Here is a 22,428-nt window from a genome sequence, read left to right as displayed (position 1 = left end):
CGATAGCGGTCCACGGCAGGGGAACGGAATGGTGCCCGGCGATCATCCTGTGTCATATGCGCGGCCATAAGCCGCTTCCCACCACGGATCCGGCGTGATCGGCGCGCATGAAACGGACATGGGGTCATGACAAACATCACCCGTCCGACACGCATCGCACACATGTGCCGACGCGTCCCCGGGCGCGCGGTGCGGCGTGGGTCACGGTCACCCCGTCGTGGACGCCGTCACGGTCAGCCCGCCGTCTGTACCCCGGCATGTGGGCGCCGTCATGCGCGCCTCGTCATGCGAGCGCCGGGTACGCGCCGACCGTCAGGCGTCACGCGCGGCCGTCACACGCCGCCGTCACCCGTGATGTGTCACGCGCCGGCCGGCGCAACTCCCTCTGCTTACTTGTCCGGCCGGACCACGCCCAGGATCTGCATCGATCCCGCGCCGGTGAGCGTGACGTGCCGTCCGGGCCGGGGGGCGTGCACGATCGAGCCGTCGCCGACGTACATCCCGACGTGGGTGGCGTCGCTGTGGTAGATGATCAGGTCCCCGGGGCGCATGTCCTGGATCGGGATGTGGGGAAGCTGCCGCCACTGCTCCTGTGACGTGCGGGGGATCGGCTTCTTCGCCGCCGCCCAGGCCTGCGAGGTCAGCCCCGAGCAGTCGTACGACCCGGGGCCCTCGGCCCCCCAGACGTACGGCTTTCCTATCTGGGCGGTGGCGAACGCCACCGCCTTCCTGCCCGCGGCGCTCGCCTCGCGGTTGATCTCCTTGAGGGCGCCCGAGGAGAGCCAGGCGGCCTGCGCCGTGGACGCGGCGTCCTTCTCCAGCTGGAGGAGCCTGGCCTGCTCCTCCTTCGCCAGCTGCGATTCGAGTTTCTCCGCCGCAGCGATCTGCGCGTCGATGCTCTTCTTGGCCTTGGCCTGCTTGACGCGGTTGGCCTCGATCTTCTCCCAGTTGAGGCTCGCGTCCTTGGTGTACGTCTCCAAGTCCTCCTGGGCCTGCTCCAGTTCCGTGAGCATCCCCTTGGCGGCCTGCTGACCCTGCCGGGCCTGGTTGACGCCGTCCATGAAGAGATCCGGATTGCCGCTCAGCATCAGCTGCGCGCCCGGAGGGAGCCCGCCGCTGCGGTACTGCTCGCGGGCCTGTGCACCCGCCCTGTCCTTCAGCTCGGCGATCTTCGCCTGGCCGTCGGCGATCGACTTGGTCAGCCGGACGATCTCCCCGGACTGCTTCTCGGACTTCTCCTCGGCGAGGTTGTACGCGTCGGTCGCCGCCCCGGCCTTGCGGTAGAGGGTGTCGATCTCGTCGCGCACCTCCTCGAGGCTCTTCTTCTCCGTGGAGGCGGAGGCGGAGGCGGTCGGGGCGGGCTCGGGTACCGGGGCGGCCATGGCCTGGACCGGTGCGGTCAGCAGGGCCAGTGCGCAGACCAGAGTGATCGCGGCAGTGGCGCAGTGGCGTCGGTTCACAAGCTCCCCCTCCGGGCGAAAGGCAACCGAAGCCATATCGCGCACATGTGACTTACCATCAGTAACATTTGTGTGACGACGCGATCGTGCCATGTTGTCCCGTAAAGCAACAGAGGTCCGCGTCACCCGCCCCGTCACACAGGGGACGAACGGTGATCCGCAGGCGTTCCCGGATCCGGTGATGTTCACCCCCTTCCCGCCTGCGTCGTTTCACCGCCCGGTGGGTCGCAGCGCGGGCCAGCGCACCGTGATCTCGCCCTGTCGCCAGCGCCGTTCGCCGTCCGTCAGCGGCCAGTCGGCGGAGACCGCCCGGACCGTCGCGATCCAGCGCTGCCGCGCACCGAGGGAGGCGTACGGGGCGGCGGTGGCCCAGGCGCGGTCGAGGTCCCGCAGGAAGGCGTGGACGGGTTCGCCCGGCACATTGCGGTGGATCAGGGCCTTGGGGAGGCGCTCGGCGAGGTCCGAGGGGCGCTCCAGCGAGCCGAGCCGGGTCGCGAAGGTGACGGTGCGCGGCCCCTCGGGCCCCAGCGCGACCCATACGTGCCTGCGGCCGATCTCGTCGCAGGTGCCCTCGACCAGCAGGCCGTCCGGGGCGAGCCGGGCGCAGAGCCGCTGCCAGACCGCGGCCACCTCGCCCTCGTCGTACTGGCGCAGCACGTTCGCGGCCCGGATGAGGGAGGGGCGGCCGGGCAGGGGGATCTCGAAGCCGCCGTGCGTGAAGGTGAGGCCCTCGCGCTCGTACGGCTGTGCCGCCGCGACCCGCGCCGGGTCGATCTCGATGCCCACGACCGCGGTGCGGGGCTCCGCGGTGCGCAGTCGCTCCATCAGCTCCACGGCGGTCCAGGGCGCGGCGCCGTAGCCCAGATCGACCGCGACGGGGGAGTCGCTGCGGCGCAGGGCGGGCCCGTGAGTGGCGGCGATCCAGCGGTCCATGCGGCGGAGCCGGTTGGGGTTGGTGGTCCCGCGGGTCGCGGTGCCGATGGGGCGCTGGTGCATGAGAAGGAGCGTATGCGAAGCGCCGACGGGCACACGCGGACCAGCGGCGTGCGCGGGGCGCTCCCCGACGCGCCGGGCCGATCGCAACGATTTGGCAAAGTGGGAAATGAAAGGTCAGGTTCCGCTGTTCTGGCACTTCGAAGGGGCCTTGTGCCCCGTACGTGTCATGCCCTGAGCGAGGAGGAGCGGACCCGTGAGCCAGTACGTCTCCCGGCTCGGCAGCAGCCGTGCGGCACCCCGGATCCGCTTCCCCGGAGGGTTCGCCGGACATCGCAAGCCGCGCCGCGTCGCGATGCTGTCCGTGCACACGTCCCCTCTGCACCAGCCCGGCACCGGCGACGCGGGCGGCATGAACGTCTACATCGTGGAGCTTGCCAGGCGCCTCGCCGCGATCGGCATCGAGGTCGAGATATTCACCCGGGCCACCACCGGCGGGCTGCCCCCGGTGGTCGAGCTGGCGCCCGGAGTCCTGGTCCGGCACATCGACGCGGGGCCGTACGAGGGCCTGGCCAAGGAGGAGCTGCCCGCTCAGCTCTGCGCCTTCACCCACGGCGTGATGCAGGCCTGGGCGGGGCAGCGGCCCGGCCACTACGACCTGGTCCACTCCCACTACTGGCTCTCCGGCCAGGTCGGCTGGCTCGCCGCCCAGCGGTGGGGCGTGCCCCTGGTCCACGCCATGCACACCATGGCGAAGGTCAAGAACGCCGCGCTCGCCGAGGGCGACACCCCCGAGCCCGCCGCCCGTGTCATCGGCGAGACCCAGATCGTGCACGCCTCCGACCGGCTCATCGCGAACACCGCGGGCGAGGCCGAGGAGCTCATCCGCTTCTACGAGGCGGACCCGGCGTCCGTCGCGGTCGTGCACCCCGGAGTCAATCTCGACCGCTTCCGCCCCGGCGACGGCCGTGCCGCCGCCCGGGCGCGCCTCGGCCTGCCGCAGGACGCGCTGATCCCGCTGTTCGCCGGCCGCATCCAGCCGCTCAAGGCTCCGGACGTGCTGCTGCGCGCCGTCGCCGTGCTCATGGAGCGGGACCCCTCGCTCCGCTCGCGCATCGTCGTGCCCGTCGTCGGCGGCCCCAGTGGCAGCGGGCTCGCCAAGCCGGAGGGTCTCCAGAAGCTGGCCGCGCGCCTCGGCATCGCCGATGTCGTACGGTTCCACCCGCCGGTCGGGCAGGACCAGCTCGCCGACTGGTTCCGGGCGGCGTCCGTGCTGGTCATGCCCTCGTACAGCGAGTCCTTCGGCCTCGTCGCCATCGAGGCCCAGGCGGCCGGCACGCCGGTGGTCGCGGCGGAGGTGGGCGGTCTCCCGGTCGCGGTGCGCGACGGCGTCAGCGGCTTCCTGATCCCCGGCCACGCCCCGGAGGCGTACGCGCAGGCGCTCGGCCGGTTCGCGGACGACGCGGAGCTGGCGGACCGGATGGGCGAGGCCGCCGCCGCGCACGCCCAGTCGTTCGGCTGGGACACGGCGGCGTCGGCCACCGCCGACGTGTACACGGCGGCCATGCACGACCACCGCCGCCGCGCCCGCTCGCACCACGGCTGAGGCGCCGGGCGCCGCGCCCGCCACCCTGTCGTACGCTCGCACCATGGCTGACGTATCCGACGAGGCAGCAGCGGCGCAGGTCATCGAGGCGACGCTGGACGACGCCGAGCTCGCATGGGAGAGCCCCGGGCCCGGCAGCTATGTCGTGAAACTGCCCGGCACGCGCAAGCTGTCCACGACCTGCTCCCTGATCGTCGGGCAGCACTCCCTCTCCCTCAACGCGTTCGTCATCCGCCACCCGGACGAAAACGCCGAGGCCGTGCACCGCTGGCTCCTGGAGCACAACCTCCGCCTGTTCGGGGTGAGTTACGCCATCGACCCGCTCGGCGACATCTACCTCGTCGGCAGGCTGCCGCTCTCGGTCGTCTCGCCCGAGGAGCTCGACCGGCTGCTGGGGGCGGTCCTCGAAGCGGCGGACGGCGCGTTCAATCCGCTGCTGGAGCTGGGTTTCGCGTCCGCGATCCGCAAGGAGTACGCCTGGCGGGTCGAGCGCGGTGAGTCCACCCGCAACCTGGACGCCTTCAGGCACCTGACGGAGCGTCCCTCCTGAGGCGGACGTCCGGTGCGGCGGCCAGGCCGTCCAGTGCCATGACGGGCCGTGGGGCCACGTTCTTCCAGGTCAGGGCCAGTGCGTCGGCCCCCGCGCCCCGGCAACCAGCAGATCCCCCCGCCACAGATCGAAGTGGACCGGGGCGGGCCGGGCCACCTCGTCCAGCACGTCCGACGCTCCGGCGAGCACCTCACGGATCTGCCCCACGGGTCGCGGCGGCCTCGCCCCGTACGCCTCGGCGTCGGCGAGCACGGCATCCGAATCCGGCGGGCACCGTGACGCTGTGCAGCCGGCCGACGATGCTCCCGAACTCCGCGCGCAGCGTGCGCGTCTCGCCCTCCGTCAGGTCGCCGGCGACGGCACTCCAGGGCTCTCCGGGGCAGGCGGTCATGACGACGTACGCCCCGGACGTCGCTTCCGGGGCGAGTTCACTGTGCACGACCCGCGGGACCGTGGCACCCCCGGCCGCTGCGGCCGCGTCGTAGAGGGTGACCTCGTTGACGAGCAGCCGCTGTTCGTGGCTCAGGTCTGTGGAGTGCGCGGGAGAGATCTTCACGACCCGGGCCCTGCCGTCCTCGCACGTCACCCGGGCACGGTGTTGTACGTGCCCCCGGTGAGCTGCACGCGTGCGTACGGACCGTGGGCGCCGACGGCGTCCAGCACGGCTGTTGTCGCGTCGACGGGCACGGGCGGTCCCCAACGGCGCGGCTGCGGAGTCGGCCGCCCACAGGAGCTTCACAGGGTGATCACAGGGGAATCACGATCACATTCCGTGATCATCAGGGGTGATCATCGGACAGGTGTCCGATCGTAGAGTGTGGCGTACTGCGACAGCCTTCCCGCGGCAGCTGCGAATTGCGCGCCGGGAGAGGGGCGTTGCTCCTTCGGACGGAGAGTTGAACGAACCATGCGCGCCACCGCCGTACGCCGCACCGCCCTTGCCGCCGCCGTGGCGTCCCTGGCCCTGCTCGCCACCGCGTGCAGCGGCTCGGACTCCGACGCCAAGGGCGACGGCGGCGCCTCGGGGGCGAAGGACGACGCTTCCTCCAAGCCCGCCGCCGTCAAGGCGCTGTCCTCGGCCGAGCTGGAGAAGGTGTCGCTGGAGCAGGGTGACGTCGAGGGCCACAAGATCACCAAGACCGGCCCTGAGGACATCGCGCAGCCCGGGGACGTCACCGTGGACAAGAAGGAGTGCGAGCCCATCGGCTTCGCCTTCTACGGGGTCAAGCGGGGCACTCCCGTCGGAAACGCCGGGCGCAAGGCCGTCGAGGAGCCCAAGAAGGACGAGTCCGCCGACCCCGAGGACGCCCTGGCCGGCATGCTCGATGTGACGTCCTCCCTGGTCACCCTGGCCTCCTACGACGGTGACGGCGCGGCCAGGAGCATGGCCGAGCTGCGTGACTCCGCCGCGAAGTGCGCCGACGGGTTCACCCTGTCGATGAAGGGCTCGAAGCAGAAGGTCACGAAGCTGACCGAGGAGAAGGTGACGGGCGGCGAGGAGGCCCTCGCCTGGGGGCTGCGGATGGGTGAGGGTGACGAAGCCGTTCCGTTCAAGCTCGTGAGCATCCGTCAGGGTGGCACGGTCGCCACGTTCTTCTCCTTCAACCTCGGCAAGACGGGCGAGAAGGCGGAGTTCGCGCTGCCGACCGCTCTCATCGACGCGCAGCTCGGGAAGCTCGACTGATCCGGAGACGACGCGGGGGCGGGGGCGGGGGGGACGGCTCCCGCCCCTTCGGCGTTCGCGGACGGGCGAGGAAGACGGCGGCGACGACCGTCAGCGCGCCCGCGAGCTGTACCGGCGACAGGGTCTCGTCCAGGACGAGGTAGCCGAGCGCCGTCGCGGCCAGTGGCGAGGCGAAGCCGAGTACGGACACGGTCAGCGCGGGCAGCCGCTCCACGCCGCGGAACCACACCGCGTAGGCGAGCAGGGCGCCGATGAGCCCGAGGTAGGCGAAGCCGGCGAGATGCCGCCCGTCGACCGCGTCCGGCAGCCCTTCGCCGATCAGGGTGACGGGAAGCAGGAGGATCCCGCCGAAGCTCAACTGCCAGCCCGTGAAGGTGAGGACACCCACCCCGATCGGGCGCCCCCAGCGCTTGGTCAGCACGATGCCGGTCGCCATGCTCACCGCGCCGAGCAGCCCGGCGCCCACCCCCACCGCGTCCAGCCCCGCGCGGGGGGTCAGGGCCAGCAGGGCGACGCCCGCGATGCCCAGGGCGCAGGCCGAGGCGTGCGTCACCGTGATCCGTTCCTTCAGCAGCAGCGCCGACAGAGCGAGGACGACCGTCGGCTGCACGGCCATCACCAGGGCCGCCACTCCGCCCGGCAGGTGGTAGGCGGCGACGAAGAGCAGGTAGAGGAAGGCCCCGATGTTCAGGGTGCCGAGCATGGCGGCGCGCCACCACCAGTGCCCCCGCGGGAGCGTCCGGCCGATCGCGAGCAGGATCAGGCCCGCCGGCAGGGCTCGCACGGTGGCGGCCAGCAAGGGCCGGTCGGGCGGCAGGAATTCGGTGGTCACGAGGTAGGTGGAGCCCCAGACCAGCGGGGCGAGGGCGGTGATCGCGGAGTCGGCGGCGATCCGGTTACCCCTCACCGGGCACTGCCGCCGACGTGTCCGTAGCGGCCCGTGAACGCCTGGCGGGACCGGGGCCGGCGTCCCGGATGGGTACGGGCCTCCGCGGGCCTGCCCACCGGCAGCAGCATCGCGATGTGCAGGTCGTCGCGGTCCTCCACGCCGATGACGCGCTTCACCTGCCGCTCGTCCCAGCCGTTCATCGGGGACGTGGCCAGCCCCATGGAGGTGGCGGCGAGCATCGCGTAGGTGGCGGCGATCATCGCGTCCTTGACGGCGTACTCGCGGAGCAGGCCCCGCTCCTCGAGGTCCTGCTGGAACTCCAGGGTGGCCCGGGAGAAGCCGCTCACGAACCGCTCGTTCCACGCGCCGTTGCGCAGGGCCCCTTCGTAGATGTCGCTCAGGTCCTCGCGCCAGGCCTGGCTCCCGGCCACGAACACCAGGGTGAGGGGTGCTTCCTGGGGATGCGGCTGGCCCCCGGTGGCCCGGGCGAGCGCGGCCCGGCCCTCGTCGTCCGAGACGACCACGACGAAGCGCGCCTGCACGTTCCAGCTGGAGGGAGCCTCCAGCGCCAGGTCCAGCAGTTCGGTCAGGTGCCGATCGGGGACCGGGTCGGGCAGGTAGTGGCGGATGCTGCGGCGCGTGCGGATCGCCTGTGGCACGGTCAGATGGCCTGTGTCCTGCGTCATGGCTGGACCGTAGCGTTTTTGCTTAGCGCTAAGCAAGTAAGTATCTCAACTCTAAGATAAAGATATGCTGGTGCCATGAGCGACCATGTGGACCGCGTACTGGCGCAGTGGGCGGAGCAGTGCCCCGGGCTGGACTCCTCGTCGATGGGGGTGATCGGGCGCATCAAGCGGCTGTCCCGGATCGTCGAGGCGGAACAGCGCACCGTCTTCGGCGCGCACGATCTCGACCCCGCCGCGTTCGACGTCCTGGCCACGCTGCGGCGCAGCCCGGCCCCGCACCGTCTGACCCCCGCGGAGCTGATGCGCTCCGCCATGGTCACGTCCGGGGCCATCACGCAGAGGCTGGACCGGCTGGAGGAGCGGGAGCTCGTCGTGCGCACCCGCCGGCCGGAGGACGGGCGCAGCGTGCACGTCTCGCTCACACAGGCGGGCAGGGAGCTGATCGACCGGGCACTGGTGGACCACGTGGAGAACCAGAACCGCCTGCTGTCGGGCCTCACCGAGGAGCAGCGCGACCAGGTCGCGGACGGCCTGCGCGGCCTGCTGGAATCCCTCGGCGACACCGACCGTCAGGTCAGGCTGGGCTGAGGACCCGCCTCACGGCAGCGGCACGAGCCTGACGACGGTGACCGTCAGCACGGTCCCGGAGACGTAGTAGAGGACGATGGCCCCGGACACCGTCGCCTCGCGCCGGTCACGTTCGCGCTTCACGGCGGTCGAGGCGTGTCCGTACGGGTCGAGGCCCAGGGTGCGCGCCATCTCGTCCCGGAACGAGTCGGCGTCGCGCATCTTGGCCAGGGTGTCGTCGGCGGGAGGAGCGAAGGAGATGCGGAAGCTCAAGCGACCTTCCGCCTCTCGGCCTCGTCCTGCGCCAGCCGGACCAGGATCCGCTCGGCCTCCGGATCGGGCACGGATTCGAGCATCCAGTGACGCATCACGGCCTGGATCTCGTGCACCCCGGCGTCGTTGATCGCCTGGTCGAACTCCTCGCGTCTGCCCTCGGGCAGCGCGGCACGGATCGCCGGAATGCTGTTGGGCACGTCCACCTCGGTGCCGCCGACGAAGGTCTTCAGAGACTCGCCCATGATCGCTCTCCCCGATCTCCTTGCTCTCCGCGCCCTGACCGTCCCCTACCCCCGGGGCGTGAACCTGGGTAACGGGCGGACGTGGAGGTCAGGTTAGCGGGTGGAACCCCGGCCGGGCGGTCTGCTCCCGGCACAGCCGGACCAGGAACACGCCGAGCTGCGCCACCGGTCCGGGAAGCGGTGCCGCCGAACCTCACCAACGGAGTTCGGGGAGAACCTCGTTGGGTGCGAGGGAGGCCAGGAGAAGGCCACGGCTGCCGACGGCGAGCGGCTCGGCCGCGTGTCCTGGCGGGCCCGGGGTCTTCCCCGTGGCCTCCTCCCCGCAACGGGGGCGTGGCGCCCGTGTGAGCGGGCGGCGCGGGAGGGGCCGTGCGCGCTTACGTGGCCGGCTGGCCGATGCCCGGGGCGAACTCCGACTGCCCGCACCGGTACAGCAGCCCGCCCGGCCGCTCGTCGACGGGATCCAGGCCGAGCTTCTCGGAGTAGAACCGCCGTGCCCGCGTACATCCGCTTCCAGGGGACGGAACTGGTACTGACCACCCGATGCAGGAGAGGTGGGTGCAAGGCTCGTCTCCGCAGCTGGGGCATGCCGCAGAGAGGATGCCGGCACGGCGGACGGAAGCCATCGGCCCCCGGGAGTGTCAGTGGCTGGTGGCAGACTCCGACGGCATGAGTGATCAGGTGCGTTTGAGAGACGTTGAACTGGCCGATCTGGAGGAGTTCTTCGCGCAGGAGCATGATCCTGAGGCGATGGAACGGTCGAAGTTCCGGCCCCGGGAACGGGAAGCTTTCATGACCCACTGGACGACGAAGGTTCTTGGGGACCCCACCAACTCCGTGCAGGCCGTCACCGTCGACGGAGAACTGGCGGGCAACGTGGTGGCGTGGTGGGACGAGGGGCGGCGCTTCATCGGGTACTGGCTCGGCAGGCAGTACTGGGGCAGGGGGATCGGCACGCAGGCACTGGCGCTGTTCCTGGAGCGGGAGAAGGCCCGTCCCCTGCACGCCGATCCCTTCGCCGGGAACACCGGCTCGGTGCGACTGCTGGAGAAGCACGGCTTCCGGCGTACCGAGACGGTCCGGTACGGGGAGAGTGAGCACATCATGTTGGTACTCGACGAGAACCCCGCCTAAGCCCACCGCTCACCACGCATTCGCCTGCACTCGCGAACGGGCCCCGTCCCGGACACGGCCCGGCCCCATCAGTGAGCCCCCGCCCCGCGAGGAAATCGCAGAGCGGGGGCCTAATGGTGTCGCGTTACTTCTTCTTGCCCTGGTTCTTCACGGCCTCGATCGCGGCCTTCGCCGCGTCCGGGTCGAGGTAGGTGCCGCCCGGATTGAGGGGGCGGAAGTCGGCGTCCAGCTCGTAGGCGAGCGGGATGCCTGTCGGGATGTTGAGGCCCGAGATGGCTTCGTCGGAGATGCCGTCCAGGTGCTTCACCAGGCCGCGGAGGCTGTTGCCGTGGGCGGCGACCAGGACGGTCTTGCCGTCGAGGAGGTCCGGGACGATGCCGTCGTACCAGTACGGGAGCATGCGCTCGACGACGTCCTTGAGGCACTCCGTGCGCGGGCGCAGCTCCGGCGGGATCGTCGCGTAGCGCGGGTCGGCGCTCTGCGAGAACTCGGTGCCGTCCTCGAGGGCGGGCGGCGGGGTGTCGTACGAACGACGCCAGAGCATGAACTGCTCCTCGCCGAACTCGGCGAGCGTCTGGGCCTTGTCCTTGCCCTGGAGGGCGCCGTAGTGGCGCTCGTTCAGCCGCCAGGAGCGGTGCACGGGGATCCAGTGGCGGTCCGCGGCCTCCAGCCCGAGCTGGGCGGTGCGGATCGCGCGCTTCTGGAGGGAGGTGTGCACGACGTCGGGGAGCAGGCCGGCGTCCTTGAGCAGCTCACCGCCGCGGACCGCCTCCTTCTCGCCCTTGTCGGTGAGGTCTACGTCCACCCATCCGGTGAACAGGTTCTTCGCGTTCCATTCGCTCTCGCCGTGGCGGAGGAGGATCAGCTTGTACGGTGCGTCGGCCATGGGTCCGAGCGTAATCGAACCCGTGCGGCCCCCGCTCGCTCGGTCACAGGGCGGACGGAGGGCGGTTCGGCGATGGGCCGATTGACGGCGGACGTCAATTGAGTGGCGGCCGGGGATTCGGTCTTCGTAATGTTCGGACAGCGGTTGGACCGCTTACACAGGCCCGGCCCTCATCCATTCCGCACGCGTACGTCCCGGGGGGAAGTCCTATGTCTGTCGCCGGTCTCAGAAAGGCCGCACACGAGACGGTCGCCGGGCTCCCCCGGGAGTTCTGGTGGCTGTGGACCAGCACGCTGGTCAACCGTCTCGGGGCCTTCGTCGCCACGTTCATGGCGCTCTATCTGACCCTGGACCGGGGCTACTCGGCCTCGTACGCCGGTCTCGTCGCCGCGCTCCACGGGCTCGGCGGGGTCGTGTCGTCCCTGGGGGCCGGGGTGATGACGGACCGGCTCGGGCGGCGCCCGACGATGCTGATCGCGCAGCTCTCCACGGCGGTGTCCGTGGCCGTGCTCGGCTTCATGGTCCATCCGGTGGCGATCGCGGGTGTGGCCTTCGTCGTGGGTATGACCAGCAACGCGTCCCGCCCGGCCGTGCAGGCGATGATGGCGGACATCGTCCGGCCCGAGGACCGGGTCAGGGCCTTCTCGCTCAACTACTGGGCCATCAACCTGGGTTTCGCCGTCTCGTCGGCCGGCGCGGGATTCATCGCCGAGTACAGCTACCTGGCCGGATTCATGGGCGAGGCCGCCCTGACGCTGCTCTGCGCCGTCGTCGTCTTCCTCCGGGTGCCGGAGTCACGGCCGAAGGAGGCGCCCCGGGCCGCGGGGGTGGCCGCGCCGGACGACGTACGGCTGAGCACCGTCCTGCGGGACGGCCGGTACATGGGTGTCGTCGGCCTGTCGTTCCTCGTCGCGTTGATCTTCCAGCAGGGGTACGTGGGCCTGCCGGTGGCCATGGGGACGGACGGGCTGTCCAGCTCCGACTTCGGAACGGCCATCGCCGTCAACGGCGTGATGATCGTGGCCCTGCAGATCCCCGTCACCCGGTTCATCCAGCATCGCGACCCGCGCCGGCTGCTGATCCTCTCCTCGCTGGTCGCGGGGTACGGCTTCGGGCTGACGGCCTTCGCGGGGTCGGTCGGGGTGTACGCGCTGACGGTCTGTGTCTGGACCCTGGCCGAGATCGTCAACGCACCGACGCAGACGGGCATCGTCGTACAGCTGTCGCCCGCGCACGGCCGCGGCCGCTACCAGGGCATGTACACGATGTCCTGGTCGGTGGCGGCACTCGTCGCACCGCTGATGTCCGGCTTCGTGATCGACCACTACGGCGCCGTCTGGCTGTGGGGGACCTGCGCGGTGCTCGGCACGGTGGCCGCGTTCGGCTACTGGCTGCTGATGAGGAACCTGAACCTGCCGGAGCCTGCCCCGGTCCAGGTCCCCACGCCGGCACCCGTGGACCGGACGGTGGCCGAGCCCGCGGCCTGACGAGCCCGCGGCCTGAACGGGAACGGGACGAGCCGGGAGACACACCACCGCAGGGGTGCCGCTGACGGACGTCTGTCCGTCAGCGGCACCCCTGCGGTGCGGTTCCGTTCAGCCGCCGCACTGGCACGGCGCGCCGGACTGGCAGCCGCATCCGCAGCCCGAGCCGCAGCCGCAGGCCCCCAGCACGGTCAGATGCACCACTTCGGTCGGTGACTCCTGCTGGGGTTCGGTCACGGGGGAATCGGTCATGGTCCCTCCTCAGGGGGTACGACTCGACGGTGTACGGCACGGGCGTGGCGCGCACATGCCGACGGCGGGGGCGTACGGGCATGGCGTGCCGCCCCCGCACCCAGTGCATGCCCAGCCCGGAGGGCGCGTCAACGGCGCACGAGTGCGGGAACGGATGTACGACCGCTGAAGCGGTCGCGCCCTCTACGCCCCCCCCGGCTGACGAGGCGGCCGTGTCCCCTGTGCCCCCGAGGTGACCGGAGCGGCCCGACCCGTGCGCCCTCCCGGTGACCTGAGCGGTCGCGACCCCCTCGGCGGCCGAGGGGGTCGCGTCCCTACGCCCCCTCGACCGACGGCGTCGCCTGGATCTCGTCCGCGTGCTCACCCGTGACCAGGTAGACGACGCGCTTGGCGACCGACACGGCGTGGTCGGCGAAGCGCTCGTAGTAGCGCCCGAGCAGGGTGACGTCGACCGCGGTCTCGATGCCGTGCTTCCATCGGTCGTCCATCAGGTGCTGGAACAGCGTGCGGTGCAGCAGGTCCATCTCGTCGTCGTCCTGCTCCAGCTGGAGCGCCAGGTCGACGTCCTTGGTGATGATCACCTCGGCGGCCTTCGCCATCAGCCGCTGGGCGAGCTGGCCCATCTCCAGGATGGTGGCGTGCAGGTCGTTGGGGACCGCCGTCTGGGGGAAGCGCAGCCGTGCCAGCTTGGCGACGTGCTGGGCGAGGTCGCCCGAGCGCTCCAGGTCGGCGCTCATCCGCAGCGAGGTGACCACGATCCGCAGATCGGTGGCGACCGGCTGCTGGCGGGCCAGCAGTGCGATGGCGCGGGCCTCCAGGTCGTGCTGCAGGTCGTCGACCTTCTGGTCCGCCGCGATCACGCTCTCGGCGAGCTTGAGATCGGCGTCGAGCATCGAGGTCGTCGCCCGTCCGATCGCCGAACCGACGAGCCGGGCCATCTCGACCAGGCCTTCGCCGATCGAATCGAGTTCCTCGTGGTAAGCGTCGCGCATGGAAGTCCCTCTCCAGATCCTTACTGAGGCCGGGGTCCGGTGCCGACCCCCACGTTGCCACGGTGCTTCCCCAACGCGTCGGGATCCGGCCGCCTAAGTGAACCGGCACTATCCCCTTGGTGAACTCTGGGCGACGAGTGTTCGAGATGGCACCCGGATGGCTGGGAGAGTGTCGGCGCGCCCGCATAACCTTGAGGCATGGACGTGAACGCGGCGGTCGCCGCAGCTGCCGCGATCGCCGGGTTGTGCACCGGTGTGATCGCGATGCTGGCGTTCCGCTGGAGCGAACGCGAGCAGGAGCGACCCACGCGTACGTCCCTGCGGCCCGACGGTAACGCCGCTCTTCCCCCGGGCGTGGACACGGTCCTCTCCGTGCTCAGCTCGTCCGCCGTCGTGCTCGACGAGAGCGACAGCGTCGTCAAGGCCAGCTCGGCCGCGTACGCGCTGGGCCTGGTCAGGGGCGGACGCCTGGCGGTCGAGCCGATGCTCCACATGGCCAGGGACACCCGGCGCGACGGTGAGATACGACAGGTCGAGCTGGACCTCCCGCGCCGCGGCACGGGCCGGGGCGAGGCGCTCGCCGTCTCCGCCAGGGTCGCTCCGCTGGGGTCACGCCTGGTCCTGCTGCTGGTCGAGGACCTCACGGAGGCCCGTCGCATAGAAGCGGTGCGACGTGACTTCGTCGCCAACGTCAGCCATGAGCTCAAGACCCCGGTCGGTGCCCTCTCCCTGCTCTCGGAGGCCGTCATGGACGCCTCCGACGACCCGGAGGCGGTGGAGAGGTTTGCCGGCCGCATGCAGATCGAGGCGACCCGGCTGACCAACCTGGTCCAGGAGCTCATCGACCTCTCCCGGGTGCAGAACGACGACCCGCTCGAGGACGCCGAGCCCGTGCGGGTGGAGGAGCTGGTCGCCGAGGCGATCGACCGGTGCCGCCAGCAGGCCGGCTCGAAGCAGATCACCATGGCGTCGGGCGGCACCGCGAACCTCTCCGTCTGGGGAAACCGGAGCCAGCTCGCCGCCGCCCTCGGCAATCTCGTGGAGAATGCCGTCAACTACAGCCCCGCCCGCACCCGCGTCGGCATCGCCGCCCGGAAGATGGCCGCGCCCGGCGGGGACCTGATCGAGATAGCCGTGACCGACCAGGGTTTCGGCATCTCCGAGAAGGACCGCGAGCGTGTCTTCGAGCGGTTCTACCGCGTCGACCCGGCCCGCTCACGGGCCACCGGTGGCACCGGTCTGGGCCTCGCCATCGTCAAGCATGTGGCCGCCTCGCACGGCGGGGAGGTCACCGTATGGAGCTCGGAGGGCCAGGGCTCCACGTTCACCCTGCGGCTGCCCGAGTCGGGCGTCGTACGGGGTCGTACCACCGGCGGACCGCTCGTCGTCAACGGAGCTGTTGACGACGACGGGCCGTACGGGACCGATTCTTTTGAACCATTTCCTGCCCCGGAGGCTCTTCCGTGACCCGAGTGCTTGTCGTCGAGGATGAGGAATCCTTCAGCGACGCCCTGTCCTACATGCTCCGCAAGGAAGGCTTCGAGGTGGCCATCGCGGCCACCGGCCCGGACGGCCTCGACGAATTCGAGCGCAACGGCGCCGACCTCGTGCTGCTCGACCTGATGCTGCCGGGCCTTCCCGGTACAGAGGTCTGCCGGCAGCTGCGCGTCCGGTCCAACGTCCCGGTGATCATGGTCACTGCCAAGGACAGCGAGATCGACAAGGTCGTGGGGCTGGAAATAGGAGCCGACGACTACGTGACCAAGCCCTTCTCCTCGCGGGAGCTGGTGGCCCGCATCCGCGCGGTCCTGCGCCGACGCGGCGAGCCGGAGGAGGTCACCCCGGCGGCCCTGGAGGCCGGACCGGTCAGGATGGACGTGGACCGCCACGTCGTCACGGTCTCCGGCGGCAAGGTCGACCTCCCGCTGAAGGAGTTCGACCTCCTGGAGATGCTCCTGCGCAACGCGGGCCGTGTGCTGACCCGCATGCAGCTGATCGACCGGGTCTGGGGCGCCGACTACGTGGGCGACACCAAGACCCTCGACGTCCACGTCAAGCGGCTCCGGGCCAAGATCGAGCCCGACCCCGGGGCTCCGCGGTACCTGGTGACGGTGCGGGGCCTGGGCTACAAGTTCGAGCCGTAAACCGGGGGCCGCGGACCACGTGGGGGGTGTCTCCGACGGAGACACCCCCCACGTGCGCGTCGAATCAGTGTCCGGCGGCCGCGTCGTCCGTCGGCGTGGCCGAGTCGGTCGGTGTGGCCGAAGGGCTCCCCGACTGCTCGCCCGGCGCCTCGGCCTGTTCCCCGGGCGTCTCGGACGCGGAGTCCGAGGGCGTCGGCATGGGCTTCGCCGAGGGCAGCGAGCTCGGGCCGAAGTCCTTGAAGAAGCTGGTCGCCGGCACGATGGCGGCGCCGAGCGCGATCTCGCCCGTCTCGCTGAACGTGAAGGCGACGGTCTGCACGTTGCCGTTGCGTCCCGCCTGGCTGCCGTTCTCGATCACGGCCGAGGCGTTGTCCTTCCCGCCGATGATCACCTGTCCGCGGGCGGGGACCACGAGCGGTCCCTTGCCCTTGGCGCCCTGCAGCTTCACGATCGCGTCGGTGCCCGGCAGGGTGACCTTCTCCACGACCTCCTGCTTCGCGCCGTCGTTGAACAGGGTGGCGGTGATGACCGCCGGTCCCTCGGCGTCCGGCTCGGGCTGGGTGATGATGTTCAGGTTCTGGATCTTGATGGAGTCGACAGCGGTCGCTGCGTTGTCCGGCCTGACCTGAAGCGTCTGCGCGTCGTTGCCGGCACCGCACGCGGACAGACCGGCGATCGAGAATACGAGGGCAGTGGCGGCGAGGGCGCCGTGTCGAAGGCTGCGGCTCACGGCGGCGGCAACTCCTTGAACGTTCGGACTGCGGACTTCGGACTCTGCGGACAGGAAGGCCCGAGCGGCCGTAAAGCCGCCCTAAGTGTGTGTCAGCGGCCTCAGGTTACCGAGCCGTCGTCCGGGGCCCGCACCCGACCCGCCCCTAGGGGCGGCCGACCTGTGTGACTGCGGCAGGGCCGATGTCTTCCGGCCGTGTCGCCGATGTGTTCCGGCCACGGCGCGGCCGTCCCCGCGCCACCGTGATTCACGCGCCGTTCACATAACGCGGGGTGAGCCGTGCGTCGACCGGCGATGATCGATTTCCGGGTGGTGGCGCATTTCCCGCGCATAATCCACCCGGCCCCAGGGTGTTGATCAATTTCATTGACCACCGACACTAAGAGCCGTACGGGTGATCGATGTCCGAACGGAGTACGGAAAGTTCACCGTGCAGAATCCGGCAAAACGGGACGTTAGGCCCCTTCTGGAGGGCTTCCGGCATGTGTGACGCGCGCGTTTCTGGTCGGCCGTACGCATGCTCCGACCTGCGAATATCGCCTTCCGGAAGGCTCTCGCAGCACGTTCGTGTTGTGGTTGTCAAGCCCCGAGATATGCCCTGACCTGCGAAAACGCCATTCAGGAGAAGCGGTTCTCGTGTTACTCTGGATAGCCACGGAAGGGGTACCTGTCACATGACGTTCAAGGTTGGCGACACCGTGGTCTATCCCCATCACGGGGCCGCGCTGATCGAGGCTATCGAAACTCGTCAGATCAAAGGCGTGGACAAGACCTACTTGGTGCTCAAGGTCGCCCAGGGCGACTTGACGGTTCGTGTGCCGGCGGACAATGCGGAGTTCGTCGGTGTGCGCGACGTAGTCGGGCAGGAGGGGCTGGACCGGGTCTTCGAGGTGCTGCGCGCGCCGTACGCCGAAGAGCCGACGAACTGGTCCCGACGCTACAAGGCAAATCTCGAGAAGCTCGCCTCCGGCGATGTCATCAAGGTCGCCGAAGTAGTGCGTGACCTGTGGCGTCGCGAGCGCGAGCGTGGACTCTCCGCAGGTGAGAAGCGCATGCTCGCCAAGGCCCGCCAGATCCTGGTGAGCGAGCTCGCTCTCGCGGAGAACACGAACGAGGACAAGGCCGAGGCCCTGCTCGACGAGGTCCTCGCGTCCTGAACCGGACGACACCGGTCGGCCGGATGACGCCGGCGAACTGAATCCGGTCGCCTGAAATGTGCCGCGGTGCCCGCTGACCAGCCGTCTTCACGGTGAGTCGTCGGGCGCTGCGGCATGTTCGGATCCGCACAAGGATCCGCCCGGAAGCGGTCCCGACGCGCACCTCTGCCGTCCCTCTCAGCCACGCCACCGGTCTCCGCCGCGCCTCAGCCGACCAGGGGTCACGGAAGGGGTCCTGGTCGGATCAAGGCTCAGCGCCCGGTTCTCCCCCAACCTACGGCCGGGGGCACGCCCAGGCCATACCCAGGTCGGCCGTGGGAACAAACCTGCCGAAGCTTCGGAGTGCTACCCGATGTCACCGATGTCACCGACGCATGCTGAACCGAGCCCCTCCCGCACCGCGGCGGTGATCCCCGCCGCGGGCCGTGGCGTCCGGCTCGGCCCCGGTACCCCGAAGGCGCTGCGCACGCTCGGCGGAACCCCCATGCTGATCCACGCCGTACGGGCGATGGCCGCGTCCCGCGCCGTCTCGCTCGTCGTCGTCGTCGCACCCCCGGACGGCGCGCCCGAGGTCAAGAACCTCATCGACGGTCACGCGCTGCCCGAGCGCACGGACTACGTCGTCGTCCCCGGCGGTCCGACACGCCAGGAATCCGTGAGGCTCGGCATCGACGCCCTGCCGGACGACGTCTCCGTGGTACTCGTCCATGACGCCGCCCGGCCCCTCGTGCCGGTCGACACCGTGGACGCCGTCATCGAGGCCGTACGGGACGGGGCTCCCGCCGTCGTTCCCGCCCTTCCTCTCGCCGACACCGTCAAGGAGGTCGAGCCGGGTGAGGCGGGCGCGCCGGAGCCGGTCCTCTCGACCCCCGTGCGGGCGCGGCTGCGAGCGGTGCAGACGCCGCAGGGCTTCGACCGGAACACACTCGTGCGTGCGCACGAGAGCGTCGCCGTCCACGGTGAGGGTGCGACCGACGACGCGGGCATGGTCGAACGGCTGGGCTCGCCGGTCGTCGTCGTGCCCGGACACGAAGAGGCGTTCAAGGTGACGCGGCCCCTGGACCTGGTCCTCGCGGAGGCCGTTCTCGCACGCCGGAGGGCGAACGATGGATTCTGAGACAGTGAAGCAGCAGCCGGCTCCCGTGATTCCGCTCGTCGGCATCGGGACCGACATCCACGCCTTCGAGGAGGGCAGGGAGCTCTGGTGCGCCGGGCTGCTGTGGGAGGGCGAGGGTCCCGGTCTGGCCGGGCACTCCGACGCGGACGTCGTGGCGCACGCTGCCTGCAACGCCCTGTTCTCGGCCGCCGGGCTCGGCGATCTGGGTCAGCACTTCGGTACGGGCCGGCCGGAGTGGTCGGGCGCCTCGGGCGTCACCCTGCTGACCGAGGCGGCCCGGATCGTGCGGTCGGAGGGTTTCGAGATCGGCAACGTCGCCGTCCAGGTCGTCGGTCTCCGGCCGAAGATCGGCAAGCGACGTGACGAGGCCCAGAAGGTGCTGTCCGAGGCGGTCGGCGCGCCCGTGTCGCTCTCCGCCGCGACATCCGACGGCCTCGGGTTCACCGGCCGGGGCGAGGGCATCGCGGGCATCGCGACCGCCTTGGTCTACCGCGCCGCCGGCTGACGCGGGAGCTCAGGAGCGGGCGGGACGGCACGCCCCGGCGACTTATTGCACATCACTTGCACGTACGCTGATGCGGCAAGTGATGTGCCGTACGTGCCGAGAGCGAGGGCGAGCGTCAGTGGTGAGCGCGACCACCGGGGTGGCAGGGGTGTGCGACGCGCCGGCCGGGGGCGACGGATACGTGCTGCGGACCGCCACCACGCAGGACGTCGGCGGGGCCCGGGCCGTCATGCTGGACACCGTCTACCGCGACCTGCGCTCGGGCTACGTGCCCCGCTGGCACGCGGACATCATCGACATCGACGGCGCCTATCTGCGTCCCGCGCGCTGCACCCTCCTGGTCGTCGTGCGCGGCGACGAGGTCGTGGCGACGGGCGCGGTGCGGGACCGGGGCCCTCAGGCGCCGCCCAACCCGCAGTGGGTCGCCGACCGCTTCCCCTCCGGCTCGACGGCCCAGCTGTGCCGGATCTACGTACGCCCCGAGCACCGCAGGCACGGCCTGGCCCGGGAGCTGGTGCGGGAGTTGGGGGACTTCGCCGCGCGGGCCGGCGGCTACAGCACCCTCTATCTGCACACCGATCCGGCCGTGCCGGGCGCCGAGCCGTTCTGGCGGTCGCTCGCCCGCGAGGTCTGCGACGAGCGCGCGCTGCCCGGCGGGGGCCAGGGCATCGTCCATTTCGAGCTCCCGATGCCCGTACTCCCGGGCCGGGCCACCCTGAATATCAAATGATAATCGTTTCCATATAGGGTTCCCCTCATGCCTACGCCCCGAAGCCGCCGCTCCCCGCTGCCGGTCATCGCCGCCACCGCCGCCCTGCTGCTCCCGCTCGGCGCCTGCTCCTCGTCGGGCGGCTCCGGAGCGTCCGGCGACGCACAGCGGCTCCGGGTCGTCATGGCCTTCCCGCCCGCCCAGGCCATGTCCCCCTACGGGGACGACGCGGTCACCCTCAGCCGGCTGGCCGTCGTCGAGGGCCTCACCACGCTCGACAGGAACGGCGCCGCCCGGCCCGCGCTCGCCGCGTCCTGGAAGCAGGACGACCCCACCACCTGGACGTTCACCCTCCGCGACGCCGTGTTCCAGGACGGTGCGAAGGTCGACGCCGACGCGGTCGTGCGGTCCCTCACCGCGGCCGGCAAGGCGTCCCCGCCGCCCAGGGTCCTGTCCGACACCACCCTCGAGGCGACGGCCACGGGCAGGGACACCGTACGGATCGTCACCGGGGAAGCGGACCCGCTGCTCCCGCAGCGCCTCGCCAATCCCTCGCTCACGATCCTGTCCGCCGGCGCCTACGGGAACGGCAAGGTGAACCCCGCGGGGCACGCCACCGGCCCGTTCACCCTGACCGGCGTCAAGGGCGCAGTCTCGGCCACGCTGGAGCGCAACACCGACTACTGGGGTGGCAAGGCGAAGGCCCCGGGCGTCGACGTCACGTTCGCCGCCGACGGCACCGCCCGCGCCAACGCGCTGCGCACGAAGGCCGTCGACGTCGCCGAGTACGTGCCGATCTCCCAGGCCTCGCTCCTCGGTGACTCGTACGTCCACGCATTCCCGTCCGCCCGGACCAACGGCCTCTCCCTCAACACCCGGCACGGTGTCTTCGCCGACCCGGCCCTGCGCGCCGCAGCCCGCGAAGCCGTCGACTCGAAGGCCCTGGTCGACGGGGTGTACGAGGGTCGGGCCGACACCGCGCAGGGACTCCTCGGCCCCGGCATCCCCTGGGCCGCCGGCCTGCGCACGGACCCCACCGGCCGGATCCCGGCGGCGAGCCGCGCGGAGGTGGCGCGGACGAAGGAGATCGTCCTGGCCACCTACACCAACCGGCCCGAACTCCCCGAGGTCGCGACCCTCGTCCAGCAGCAGCTGGAGAAGCGCGGTTTCACCGTCAAGCAGGTCGTCCGCGACTACGCGCAGATGGAGGCCGACGCACTCGCGGGGAAGTACGACGCCTTCATCCAGGCGCGCAACACCCTGCTGGACACCGCCGACCCCGTCTCCTACCTCGCCTCCGACTTCACCTGCGACGGCAGCTTCAACATCTCCCAGCTGTGCGACGAGCGCGTCGACTCCGCGGTGGCCGAGGCCGCCTCGCTGACCGGTACCGCCGCCCGGCACCGGGCGGAGATGACCGCCGAGGCCGCCGTCCTCGCCGCCGACGCCCTCGTGCCGCTCGTCCACGAGCGCTTCGTCCAGGGCTACGACGACGCCCGCGTGGAAGGTGTCGCGCTCGACCCGATGGAACGCACCCTCATCACCGCCGACACCCACGTCGGGTGACCCCGTGAAGTACCTGGCCGGACGGCTCGGCGCGCTCCTGGCCGTCGTCGCCGTCATCGGCCTGCTGCCCAGGCTGACCCGCACCGACCCGGCCCTGACGATCCTGCACGCCCGCTACGCCGACCGGCCGCCCACACCGGCCGTGCTCGACGCGATCCGTGCCGAGACCGGACTCGACGGCGGCCCGCTGCACGTCCTCGGCAGATGGGCGTCCGGACTGCCGCACGGGGACCTGGGGGAGTCCTGGGTCTCCGGACAGCCGGTCGGCCCCGACGTGACGTCAGCGCTCGGCACCTCCCTCACGCTCATGGGCGCCTCACTCGCCGTCGCCGTCCTCCTGGCTCTCGCCCTCGTCGCCGGCACACTCCGGCGCGGCGCCCGGCGGCGGCTCGTCACCACCCGGGCGGGCGTCGGCGCGGCCGTGCTCGCCGCACTGCCGGAGTTCCTCCTCGCCGCGGTCCTGGCCACGGTCCTCTCCGTCCAGCTGGGCTGGTTCCCCGCCCTCGGCTGGGGTGACGCGGGCCAGGCCGTCCTGCCCGCGCTCGCCATGGGCCTGCCCGCCGGGGCGCTGCTCGGGCGGCTCCTGGACGACGCGCTGCCCGCCGCCTTCGCCGAACCCTGGGCGCGCGCCTCCACCGCCCACGGGATGCCCGCGCGCCGGATCGCCGCCCACGCCCTGCGGCGCACCGCGCCCGCGCTGCTGCCCCAGCTCGGCCTCGTCGTCGTCGGGCTGACCGGCGGAGCGGTCGCCGTCGAGACGCTCTACGCCGTACCCGGGCTCGGCGGCACCGCCCTGGCCGCCGCCCTCGCCCAGGACCTGCCCGTCCTCCAGGCCTGCGTGCTGCTCCTGCTCCTCCTC

The 22,428-nt window shown here is 71.1% G+C and carries 26 protein-coding genes and 1 pseudogene; 14 read left to right on the top strand and 13 right to left on the bottom strand.

The features are described 5' to 3' along the window. Positions 1-389: 389 nt before the first annotated feature. Positions 390-1,460, bottom strand: coding sequence for a C40 family peptidase (locus B9S57_RS14810; RefSeq protein WP_103516036.1), 1,071 nt, complete (start codon positions 1,458-1,460; stop codon positions 390-392). 210 nt (positions 1,461-1,670) lie between these two features. Beyond that, a complete protein-coding gene (locus B9S57_RS14805; protein WP_103516119.1) occupies positions 1,671-2,456 on the bottom strand; it encodes a class I SAM-dependent methyltransferase in 786 nt (261 codons plus the stop codon). Between the two features lie 193 nt (positions 2,457-2,649). Between B9S57_RS14805 and mshA the strand changes: the two genes are divergently transcribed. Beyond that, positions 2,650-3,999, top strand: coding sequence for a D-inositol-3-phosphate glycosyltransferase (gene mshA, locus B9S57_RS14800; RefSeq protein WP_103516035.1), 1,350 nt, complete (start codon positions 2,650-2,652; stop codon positions 3,997-3,999). Positions 4,000-4,042: 43 nt separating this feature from the next. After that, entirely contained in the window at positions 4,043-4,549 is a 507-nt protein-coding gene (locus B9S57_RS14795; RefSeq protein ID WP_103516034.1) for a YbjN domain-containing protein, read from the top strand. A gap of 69 nt (positions 4,550-4,618) precedes the next feature. Here B9S57_RS14795 and B9S57_RS35455 read toward each other — a convergent pair whose 3' ends face one another. Then, complete coding sequence (locus tag B9S57_RS35455) at positions 4,619-4,756, bottom strand: hypothetical protein (protein WP_258036390.1); 138 nt, start codon at positions 4,754-4,756, stop codon at positions 4,619-4,621. Further along, positions 4,740-5,135 carry a phosphotransferase gene (locus B9S57_RS35450; protein ID WP_103516033.1) on the bottom strand — a complete coding sequence of 132 codons (396 nt, stop codon included), beginning with the start codon at positions 5,133-5,135 and terminating at the stop codon, positions 4,740-4,742. Before B9S57_RS35450 ends, B9S57_RS35455 begins: the two co-directional genes overlap by 17 nt. Positions 5,136-5,456: 321 nt before the next feature. On the opposite strand from B9S57_RS35450, the gene B9S57_RS14785 reads away from it, so the two are divergent. Beyond that, positions 5,457-6,233: a hypothetical protein gene (locus B9S57_RS14785; protein ID WP_103516032.1), complete on the top strand. Its 777-nt coding sequence runs from the start codon at positions 5,457-5,459 to the stop codon at positions 6,231-6,233. On the opposite strand, the gene B9S57_RS14780 is transcribed toward B9S57_RS14785, so the two are convergent. Both B9S57_RS14780 and B9S57_RS14775 read right to left on the bottom strand, forming a co-directional pair. Next, positions 6,202-7,140 (bottom strand): EamA family transporter, encoded by a 939-nt coding sequence (locus B9S57_RS14780; RefSeq protein WP_103516031.1) that lies wholly within the window; start codon positions 7,138-7,140, stop codon positions 6,202-6,204. The genes B9S57_RS14785 and B9S57_RS14780 overlap by 32 nt on opposite strands. Next, positions 7,137-7,808, bottom strand: a complete 672-nt coding sequence (locus tag B9S57_RS14775; RefSeq protein WP_103516030.1) for a nitroreductase family protein — start codon at positions 7,806-7,808, stop codon at positions 7,137-7,139. Before B9S57_RS14775 ends, B9S57_RS14780 begins: the two co-directional genes overlap by 4 nt. A gap of 75 nt (positions 7,809-7,883) precedes the next feature. On the opposite strand from B9S57_RS14775, the gene B9S57_RS14770 reads away from it, so the two are divergent. Continuing rightward, positions 7,884-8,396, top strand: coding sequence for a MarR family winged helix-turn-helix transcriptional regulator (locus B9S57_RS14770; RefSeq protein ID WP_103516029.1), 513 nt, complete (start codon positions 7,884-7,886; stop codon positions 8,394-8,396). Between the two features lie 9 nt (positions 8,397-8,405). Here the strand turns inward: B9S57_RS14770 and B9S57_RS14765 are convergent, their stop codons facing one another. The 3 genes and pseudogenes from B9S57_RS14765 to B9S57_RS35445 form a co-directional block, all read right to left on the bottom strand. After that, a complete protein-coding gene (locus tag B9S57_RS14765; RefSeq protein ID WP_103516028.1) occupies positions 8,406-8,648 on the bottom strand; it encodes a hypothetical protein in 243 nt (80 codons plus the stop codon). Beyond that, complete coding sequence (locus tag B9S57_RS14760; RefSeq protein ID WP_103516027.1) at positions 8,645-8,893, bottom strand: hypothetical protein; 249 nt, start codon at positions 8,891-8,893, stop codon at positions 8,645-8,647. Before B9S57_RS14760 ends, B9S57_RS14765 begins: the two co-directional genes overlap by 4 nt. 404 nt (positions 8,894-9,297) lie before the next feature. Next, positions 9,298-9,438: pseudogene (locus B9S57_RS35445) on the bottom strand (VOC family protein); the annotation flags it as partial. A gap of 124 nt (positions 9,439-9,562) precedes the next feature. Here B9S57_RS35445 and B9S57_RS14750 point away from each other — a divergent pair. Next, positions 9,563-10,027, top strand: a complete 465-nt coding sequence (locus tag B9S57_RS14750; protein WP_103516118.1) for a GNAT family N-acetyltransferase — start codon at positions 9,563-9,565, stop codon at positions 10,025-10,027. 124 nt (positions 10,028-10,151) lie between these two features. On the opposite strand, the gene B9S57_RS14745 is transcribed toward B9S57_RS14750, so the two are convergent. Further along, the gene (locus tag B9S57_RS14745) at positions 10,152-10,913 is read right to left on the bottom strand and encodes a phosphoglyceromutase (protein WP_103516026.1); all 762 of its coding nucleotides are present in this window, start codon (positions 10,911-10,913) and stop codon (positions 10,152-10,154) included. A gap of 209 nt (positions 10,914-11,122) precedes the next feature. On the opposite strand from B9S57_RS14745, the gene B9S57_RS14740 reads away from it, so the two are divergent. Beyond that, positions 11,123-12,400 carry an MFS transporter gene (locus tag B9S57_RS14740; RefSeq protein WP_103516025.1) on the top strand — a complete coding sequence of 426 codons (1,278 nt, stop codon included), beginning with the start codon at positions 11,123-11,125 and terminating at the stop codon, positions 12,398-12,400. 108 nt (positions 12,401-12,508) lie between these two features. Here the strand turns inward: B9S57_RS14740 and B9S57_RS34465 are convergent, their stop codons facing one another. Both B9S57_RS34465 and phoU read right to left on the bottom strand, forming a co-directional pair. After that, the gene (locus tag B9S57_RS34465) at positions 12,509-12,649 is read right to left on the bottom strand and encodes a hypothetical protein (protein ID WP_181011345.1); all 141 of its coding nucleotides are present in this window, start codon (positions 12,647-12,649) and stop codon (positions 12,509-12,511) included. A gap of 314 nt (positions 12,650-12,963) precedes the next feature. Then, complete coding sequence (phoU, locus tag B9S57_RS14735) at positions 12,964-13,641, bottom strand: phosphate signaling complex protein PhoU (RefSeq protein WP_103516024.1); 678 nt, start codon at positions 13,639-13,641, stop codon at positions 12,964-12,966. Between the two features lie 198 nt (positions 13,642-13,839). Here phoU and B9S57_RS14730 point away from each other — a divergent pair, with 198 nt between their 5' ends. Together B9S57_RS14730 and B9S57_RS14725 are read left to right on the top strand one after the other, a co-directional pair. Further along, on the top strand, positions 13,840-15,108 hold the full coding sequence (locus B9S57_RS14730) for a cell wall metabolism sensor histidine kinase WalK (protein ID WP_103516023.1): 1,269 nt from the start codon (positions 13,840-13,842) through the stop codon (positions 15,106-15,108). After that, the gene (locus B9S57_RS14725; protein WP_014047499.1) at positions 15,105-15,785 is read left to right on the top strand and encodes a response regulator transcription factor; all 681 of its coding nucleotides are present in this window, start codon (positions 15,105-15,107) and stop codon (positions 15,783-15,785) included. Before B9S57_RS14730 ends, B9S57_RS14725 begins: the two co-directional genes overlap by 4 nt. 64 nt (positions 15,786-15,849) lie before the next feature. Here the strand turns inward: B9S57_RS14725 and B9S57_RS14720 are convergent, their stop codons facing one another. Further along, complete coding sequence (locus tag B9S57_RS14720) at positions 15,850-16,515, bottom strand: DUF461 domain-containing protein (protein ID WP_103516022.1); 666 nt, start codon at positions 16,513-16,515, stop codon at positions 15,850-15,852. A gap of 674 nt (positions 16,516-17,189) precedes the next feature. Here B9S57_RS14720 and B9S57_RS14710 point away from each other — a divergent pair. The 6 genes from B9S57_RS14710 to B9S57_RS14685 all read left to right on the top strand — a co-directional run. Continuing rightward, the gene (locus B9S57_RS14710; RefSeq protein ID WP_006380568.1) at positions 17,190-17,672 is read left to right on the top strand and encodes a CarD family transcriptional regulator; all 483 of its coding nucleotides are present in this window, start codon (positions 17,190-17,192) and stop codon (positions 17,670-17,672) included. A gap of 352 nt (positions 17,673-18,024) precedes the next feature. After that, on the top strand, positions 18,025-18,789 hold the full coding sequence (gene ispD / locus B9S57_RS14705) for a 2-C-methyl-D-erythritol 4-phosphate cytidylyltransferase (protein ID WP_103516020.1): 765 nt from the start codon (positions 18,025-18,027) through the stop codon (positions 18,787-18,789). Next, positions 18,779-19,294, top strand: coding sequence for a 2-C-methyl-D-erythritol 2,4-cyclodiphosphate synthase (gene ispF / locus B9S57_RS14700; protein ID WP_103516019.1), 516 nt, complete (start codon positions 18,779-18,781; stop codon positions 19,292-19,294). The genes ispD and ispF overlap by 11 nt, the downstream gene beginning before the upstream one ends. 82 nt (positions 19,295-19,376) lie before the next feature. Beyond that, the gene (locus B9S57_RS14695) at positions 19,377-20,024 is read left to right on the top strand and encodes a GNAT family N-acetyltransferase (protein ID WP_103516018.1); all 648 of its coding nucleotides are present in this window, start codon (positions 19,377-19,379) and stop codon (positions 20,022-20,024) included. Positions 20,025-20,051: 27 nt separating this feature from the next. After that, entirely contained in the window at positions 20,052-21,569 is a 1,518-nt protein-coding gene (locus B9S57_RS14690; RefSeq protein WP_103516017.1) for an ABC transporter substrate-binding protein, read from the top strand. Positions 21,570-21,573: 4 nt separating this feature from the next. Next, positions 21,574-22,428: ABC transporter permease (locus tag B9S57_RS14685; protein WP_146057760.1), on the top strand; the 855-nt coding region annotated here is incomplete at its 3' end.

Source organism: Streptomyces sp. SM10, assembly GCF_002910915.1.
GTDB lineage: Bacteria > Actinomycetota > Actinomycetes > Streptomycetales > Streptomycetaceae > Streptomyces.
This window is presented reverse-complemented; position numbering and strand designations above follow the sequence as displayed.

Bases quoted from the DNA above. Each gene is read 5' to 3' on its own strand.
- B9S57_RS14795 (WP_103516034.1), top strand. From the start codon at position 4,043: ATGGCTGACGTATCCGACGAGGCAGCAGCGGCGCAGGTCATCGAGGCG.
- B9S57_RS14730 (WP_103516023.1), top strand. From the start codon at position 13,840: ATGGACGTGAACGCGGCGGTCGCCGCAGCTGCCGCGATCGCCGGGTTG.
- B9S57_RS14785 (WP_103516032.1), top strand. From the start codon at position 5,457: ATGCGCGCCACCGCCGTACGCCGCACCGCCCTTGCCGCCGCCGTGGCG.
- phoU (WP_103516024.1), bottom strand. From the start codon at position 13,641: ATGCGCGACGCTTACCACGAGGAACTCGATTCGATCGGCGAAGGCCTG.
- ispF (WP_103516019.1), top strand. From the start codon at position 18,779: ATGGATTCTGAGACAGTGAAGCAGCAGCCGGCTCCCGTGATTCCGCTC.
- B9S57_RS14740 (WP_103516025.1), top strand. From the start codon at position 11,123: ATGTCTGTCGCCGGTCTCAGAAAGGCCGCACACGAGACGGTCGCCGGG.
- B9S57_RS14695 (WP_103516018.1), top strand. From the start codon at position 19,377: ATGTGCCGTACGTGCCGAGAGCGAGGGCGAGCGTCAGTGGTGAGCGCG.
- B9S57_RS14805 (WP_103516119.1), bottom strand. From the start codon at position 2,456: ATGCACCAGCGCCCCATCGGCACCGCGACCCGCGGGACCACCAACCCC.
- B9S57_RS14745 (WP_103516026.1), bottom strand. From the start codon at position 10,913: ATGGCCGACGCACCGTACAAGCTGATCCTCCTCCGCCACGGCGAGAGC.
- B9S57_RS14690 (WP_103516017.1), top strand. From the start codon at position 20,052: ATGCCTACGCCCCGAAGCCGCCGCTCCCCGCTGCCGGTCATCGCCGCC.
- B9S57_RS14770 (WP_103516029.1), top strand. From the start codon at position 7,884: ATGAGCGACCATGTGGACCGCGTACTGGCGCAGTGGGCGGAGCAGTGC.
- B9S57_RS14775 (WP_103516030.1), bottom strand. From the start codon at position 7,808: ATGACGCAGGACACAGGCCATCTGACCGTGCCACAGGCGATCCGCACG.
- B9S57_RS14710 (WP_006380568.1), top strand. From the start codon at position 17,190: ATGACGTTCAAGGTTGGCGACACCGTGGTCTATCCCCATCACGGGGCC.
- B9S57_RS14750 (WP_103516118.1), top strand. From the start codon at position 9,563: ATGAGTGATCAGGTGCGTTTGAGAGACGTTGAACTGGCCGATCTGGAG.
- B9S57_RS34465 (WP_181011345.1), bottom strand. From the start codon at position 12,649: ATGACCGATTCCCCCGTGACCGAACCCCAGCAGGAGTCACCGACCGAA.
- ispD (WP_103516020.1), top strand. From the start codon at position 18,025: ATGTCACCGATGTCACCGACGCATGCTGAACCGAGCCCCTCCCGCACC.
- B9S57_RS14760 (WP_103516027.1), bottom strand. From the start codon at position 8,893: ATGGGCGAGTCTCTGAAGACCTTCGTCGGCGGCACCGAGGTGGACGTG.